The sequence below is a fragment of the Streptomyces sp. NPDC031670 genome, assembly GCF_055580545.1.
In genome coordinates this window covers 1-5,272 of record NZ_JBVILC010000047.1, presented here as the reverse complement: position 1 = coordinate 5,272, position 5,272 = coordinate 1, and the positions used below count along the sequence as shown (strand labels likewise).

Genomic DNA, 5,272 nt, shown 5'->3' with positions numbered 1-5,272 from the left:
ACCCCCCCCCCCCCCCCCCCCCCCCCCCCCCCCCCCCCCCCCCCCCCCCCCCCTTCCTCCCCCCCCCCCCCCCCCCCCGCGATTCCGGTCTCCCTCTCCTGGCCATGCACGGCAAGAAGTGAAGTCGCTTGCGGACCTCTATCTCCTGGCACTTCGGCTGCCCTGTTTGAGGTACCTGCGGACGATGGCCTCCTGACCGCTGCGGGGCCGGAGGTAGACGCGCTGCTCCGCTGCCTCGATCTGAAGCCGGTTGAGGAAGCCGACCGTCTCCTCGCTGGCAATACTCATACCGTTGCGGGGCGGCCTGCCGACCAACAGATGCTTGGGGCCGAAAGGCAACACGATCGCGGTGGAGTCGCCAATCGCAACATTGAAGGCAGTTCTGGTTCCCCTCTGCTGAATCGCCAAGGCCGGGGTGTCGCCCAGCAGGAACTCCCCGGCAGCGGGCACCAGAATCTCCAGGCCCGCACTGCTGATCATCTCCTTCGCCTTGTCGAAGGTCACCTCGATCCGCGCCCGGAAGTCCGCACCGTTCTCGAAGTTCGCCAGGTGTGGGCTCAAGATCTGGTCCGCCGCCGCGGCCAGGCCCTGCGGTCCGGGAAGGTGAAGTCCGCTGCGTTGCAGTACCGCGAGGCGCAGCAGGTCGGACTTCTCCGTAAGCAAGGCGGTGCGGTGCTCGGTGTAGACCTTGGCGAAGGTGCGCCCATGGACGGTGCGGTAGTTCAGCGAGCGGACCAGGTGCAGGGCGATCAGGTCCTTCAGGGTCTGCACATGGTGCTCATGCTGGAAGACATTGCCCCGCTCCACCGCGCGCGCGGCGTCGGGTATCCGTGTCTCGATCTTGCCCCACACCTGTTCCAGAGAGGCAGAAGCGAAGCGTGCGGAGTACTTGACCTTGCCGCACTCACGCGGGCTCGCCATCTTGTGCAAACGGTCGGGGTGGTCAAGGTTGAACGGCACGAGCTTGAGCCCGTTACTGCCGAATGGAGTGGCGAAGCGCTTGAGCAGCACTTGGGAGATCACGTGCTGACCGACCACGTGGCGATCGGCCTCGGGCCGGAGTTCCTCGATCCGGGCATCAATCTGCTGCGCCGCCACCAGCCACTGACTGGATGATCCCTCGTTCATCCGCCCAGTGTGGCAACCAGGTCCGACAAGCGAGATGCATTTTCGGTGGGCTGGCGCAGGTCAAGGTAGCAGTGCAGTCCGCCGCCCGTCTGGCCGACGATCGTGAGGTTGCGGCCGGCCGATGGCGTGGGTGGGCGGCGCGCCTGACGACGGGTGAGCAGCGGCGGTGAGACCGGCGACAGGACCCCAGGGCGCAGAGCGGCCCGGGGTCCTTCGCTGTCCAGAGCCAGCAGCACCGCTCCCAGGCCCTACACCCACTGAGGTGCGATGCCCGGGGGCTCTGAGCTGCGGCATCGCACTGGAGTGCGTGTATGCCCTGGGATCTTGGGACACTCCCCCGGCGAACTACGTGGCAGCGGGAGCGGGATCGGTGAACGAAATCGGCTTGCCGGTGGCGTGGGCATAGTCGATTTCCCTGCGCGTGGACTCGCCGATGTAGCCGCCAGGGAAAGCGCCTGAGTTCGAGATTTCTGAGGCGCTGGCACCACGAACTGGCCCTGCCGGCCGGGATCCTCGGCTGTGTACGGCCCGGTTCCGACTGATTCGGTGTCGAAGGGCATGACGTTTTCGGTGCTCGGTGAGCCGCCCCGTGGTCAGCCGACTTCAGGTACCGCGCCAGGCGGAGCAGGCTCCTCCGCGGTGACACGCCGGATGTGGCCTACCCACGAGTCCGGCGTCAGGGAGGACCACTCAACGTCGATCTCAACGCCATGGAACATGCGGGTAAGGTCCGCAAGGTGTGTGAAGATCGCCGTCTGTACCTCCTCGGGGGCCGCGTCGGCGGGCATCGGGACCTTGCCGCATCCGCCACCCGAGTCGTCGGCGATGAACGTGTAGGGCCACACGTCTTGCCCAGTCAGCAGGATGATCTCCTTCGGTATGCCGAAGGGGGGCCGCTTCTTCTTCGTCTTGGGTCGTCTCGCCACGGTGCCATCGAACCTGACGGACTGCGGGGTCAGGCACCCGCCATACACACCGCCTCGGTCTCCTGTCCCAGACCTGGGTGCAAAGCAGGCGTCTCAGCTCTCGGCGGGGGCGGCGGCCTGGTCTGCTTGCCGGGAATCGGATCGCCACCAACGGGGTTGGTGGGGGATGAACCGTTATTGGAGGGGTCATGCGAGCGATACAGGTGTACGAAGTGGGCGGTCCCGAGGTGCTGCAGGTGGCCAAGGTGGACCTGCCGCGGCCGGGTCCGGGCGAGGCGATCGTGGAGGTCGCCGCATCCGGGGTCAACTTCCTCGACGTCTACCACCGCGAAGGCCGTTACAGCCTCCCGCTGCCCTTCACCCCGGGCGCTGAGGGCGCCGGCACGGTCGTCGAAGTTGGACCCGGCGTCGCTGACGTCACAGTCGGGGACCGGGTCGGTTGGGTGGAGATTCCCGGCACGTATGCCGAACGGGCCGTCGTGGACTCCTCCCGGCTTGTGCCGCTGCCCGACGACATCGGCTTCGAGACAGCCGCCGCCATGCTCCTCCAAGGCATGACCGCGCACTATCTCGTCAAGGACGCCTACCCGGTTCAGGGGGGCGACACGGTGCTCGTGCATGCGGCTGCTGGTGGCATGGGGCTGCTTTTGACCCAGCTCATCACCCATCTCGACGGCAGGGTGATCGGCACGACGTCGACCACGGCGAAGGCCGACCTGGCGAAGCGTGCCGGGGCCGCTGAGGTGATCCTTTCCTCCGCAGTCGACGATCTCGCAGCCGAGGTGAGGCGGCTCAACGGCGGTCAGGGACTGCCGGTTGTCTTCGACGGCGTGGGCGCGCACACCTTCGATGCGAGCCTCGCCAGCCTGCGAACCCGCGGCCATCTCGTGCTCTTCGGCGCGGCAAGTGGTGCCGTGCCGCCGTTTGATCCGATTCGCCTCGCCCACGGCGGTTCGCTGACCCTGATCCGGCCCAGCCTCGGGGACTTCATAGCCGATCGGTCCGAACTGCTCCGACGGGCCGCCGATGTGTTCGAGTGGGTGCGCTCCAAGGCGCTTGAGGTCAACGTAACGGGCCGCTACGCATTGTCCGAGGCCGCCCAGGCCCACAGCGATCTGGAGGCTCGGCGTACCACCGGCAAGCTGCTCGTCATACCCGATGCGGCCGCTCTTGGACGCCGCGAGGAAACGCAGAGCTGATCGCGGGTGACGAGGTGGGGGATCTTGGAGGCTGAGATGTCGGGGGCATGGCCGACCGTCATCGCCAAGATCCCCGACAGCGTCAGGCACTCAGTAGACCAAGATCAAGTTCTGGCAGGTTTCTGGCGCATCTGGGTCACACCCTTTCAAGATCCCTCAGCCGAGGCCTGGCTCACCCGTCCACGACCTCCCGGGACAGAACACCTAGTTCACCACAAGACGGAGCCTACGATCGCCACGCAGGTGAAGTACCTGACCACGTTCGCCAAGAAGGTCGGCAAGGAGCGGTTCGACGCCGAGTTCGCCAAGGTGATCAAGGGCAGTGGCATCGCCCCGCGCGCTCCCCGGCAGCGGTGCGCGACGGCCGCGAAGCGGCTGACCAAGGCGAGGGCCCGCAAGCTCATCACCGCGCTGGTCGGCCACGACTAGTCCGGCCGGCCCCCGTCGTCGTCCTCGTCCAGCTCCGGCGCGTCAGTGTCGCGCAGTGGGCGCAGGGCGCCAGCGGCCGGACACTGGCGGTGAAGCTGTAGCGGCCGAGCAGGTTCAGGTTGCGGTGCTTGAGCGGGGAGAGGCGGGCGATGTCCTCGTCGCGGATGTCGTGGCCCTCGGCGCGGAGCTGGGCGACGGCGGCGGCGATGTACTTCGTGGTCCAGAGCACGATGGCGTTGAGGACCAGGCCGAGCGCGCCGAGCTGGTCCTCCATGCCGTCGCGGTACGCCTGGTGGATGGTGCCGCGCTCGCCCTGGCACACGTCCCTCGCCAGCTTGTGGCGGGATTCCTGCACGGTGAGCGTCCGCCTCCTGGGCCCTGCCGCCGAACCAGTCCTCCTCCAGGCCGCCGACGACCCCCACCCCGCCGTCCACGGCCCCGCACGAAACGCCCTGAACAGCGGGACATGAAACGACCGGCAAGTCACAGCCACTCGTTGATCGCGGCGACAAGGACAGTTGCCTCGAAGCGGACCGCGAGCTTGTCTCACCGGGGTGCCACCGCCCGGTTCCGAAGCAGCACCGAGCCGTGGCCACCCGCTACGACAAGCGCCGCTCCGTCTACCTCGGCACCGCCACCGCCGCAGCACCCGTCGTCTGGTTCCGCCCATGACCGGCCGAACAAGTCCTAGCCCAGGCGGAAGTGCTGGTTAGGCTTGTTCTCGTCAGCCCACTGAACGAGCTTGTCGCCGTTGGCCGTGCCGGCGTCGAGCACGGACAGCAGCTTGCCGCTGTGGCGTGCCTCCAACGAGAAGTAGTAGTCGTCCCGCTGGATGAGCTTCCACTCTTGGTTCTGCTTGCCCTGGACGTAGTCCCACTGGACCGCCTTGGCACCGTCCGTCGTGTCTTCAGCGAGCACGGACAGACATTCGTTGCTGTGGGTCGCGCGGACGAGGTAGTAGCCGCCCGTCGTTGCTTCGAGATTCCAGATCTGGTTCTTCTTTCCCGGGACGTAGTCCCATTGCACGACCTCGGCGCCGTTGGCGGTGCTCTCTTTGAGGACGGATGCGAGCCTGCCGCTGTGGCGAGCTACCAGGGTGGCGGTGAAGATGGCCATGGTTCTCCTCGAATCAACCGAAGTGGCAGTTACATCGCCTTTGGTAGCAGTGGCATTTGCCGTGCCCTACGAGGACCACCCTGAATGGCTGGTCAAACGCCCATAGATGGCCCAGAACCACCCCGGGACTGCAAGCGCTAGTGCGAGCCACGCCCTCAATCCGTACAGAATTCCGAATACAACAGCTCAATCGCTCTACCCCGTGGGACGAGCAGTGCAAGTAACGCAACACCGTCGAACCAGCGAACAACCGCTTGAACCAACACCGGGCGGGCGCCACTCACCACGACGAGCCCGGCAATATCCTCCTCGGCACCGCGACAGCGCCAGCCCTCGCCATCTGGCTACGAACGTGATCACCCGGACAAGTCCTAGTAGTGCTTTGTTAGGTGGTGTCGTAGGGCTGCCAGGTGGGTTGTCGGCAGGTGGGGCAGGTGCCGGTCCAGGTGGCGATGAGGTGTTGGAGGAGGTCCA

At 66.5% G+C, this 5,272-nt stretch carries 5 protein-coding genes and 1 pseudogene; 2 read left to right on the top strand and 4 right to left on the bottom strand.

The features are described 5' to 3' along the window. Positions 1-138: 138 nt before the first annotated feature. Positions 139-1,128 carry a DUF4238 domain-containing protein gene (locus ACZ5ID_RS36755; protein ID WP_468907098.1) on the bottom strand — a complete coding sequence of 330 codons (990 nt, stop codon included), beginning with the start codon at positions 1,126-1,128 and terminating at the stop codon, positions 139-141. Between the two features lie 593 nt (positions 1,129-1,721). Next, the gene (locus ACZ5ID_RS36750; RefSeq protein WP_468907096.1) at positions 1,722-2,054 is read right to left on the bottom strand and encodes a hypothetical protein; all 333 of its coding nucleotides are present in this window, start codon (positions 2,052-2,054) and stop codon (positions 1,722-1,724) included. A gap of 188 nt (positions 2,055-2,242) precedes the next feature. Between ACZ5ID_RS36750 and ACZ5ID_RS36745 the strand changes: the two genes are divergently transcribed. Then, on the top strand, positions 2,243-3,253 hold the full coding sequence (locus ACZ5ID_RS36745; RefSeq protein ID WP_468907094.1) for a quinone oxidoreductase family protein: 1,011 nt from the start codon (positions 2,243-2,245) through the stop codon (positions 3,251-3,253). Between the two features lie 243 nt (positions 3,254-3,496). Further along, a complete protein-coding gene (locus tag ACZ5ID_RS36740; RefSeq protein ID WP_468907092.1) occupies positions 3,497-3,682 on the top strand; it encodes a hypothetical protein in 186 nt (61 codons plus the stop codon). Here the strand turns inward: ACZ5ID_RS36740 and ACZ5ID_RS36735 are convergent. After that, positions 3,679-4,043 (bottom strand): annotated as a pseudogene (locus tag ACZ5ID_RS36735) (Tn3 family transposase); the annotation flags it as partial. The gene ACZ5ID_RS36740 and the pseudogene ACZ5ID_RS36735 overlap by 4 nt on opposite strands. A 326-nt stretch (positions 4,044-4,369) precedes the next feature. Then, on the bottom strand, positions 4,370-4,798 hold the full coding sequence (locus ACZ5ID_RS36730) for an RICIN domain-containing protein (protein WP_468907090.1): 429 nt from the start codon (positions 4,796-4,798) through the stop codon (positions 4,370-4,372). Positions 4,799-5,272: the final 474 nt, after the last annotated feature.

Bases quoted from the DNA above. Each gene is read 5' to 3' on its own strand.
- ACZ5ID_RS36755 (WP_468907098.1), bottom strand. From the start codon at position 1,128: ATGAACGAGGGATCATCCAGTCAGTGGCTGGTGGCGGCGCAGCAGATT.
- ACZ5ID_RS36745 (WP_468907094.1), top strand. From the start codon at position 2,243: ATGCGAGCGATACAGGTGTACGAAGTGGGCGGTCCCGAGGTGCTGCAG.
- ACZ5ID_RS36730 (WP_468907090.1), bottom strand. From the start codon at position 4,798: ATGGCCATCTTCACCGCCACCCTGGTAGCTCGCCACAGCGGCAGGCTC.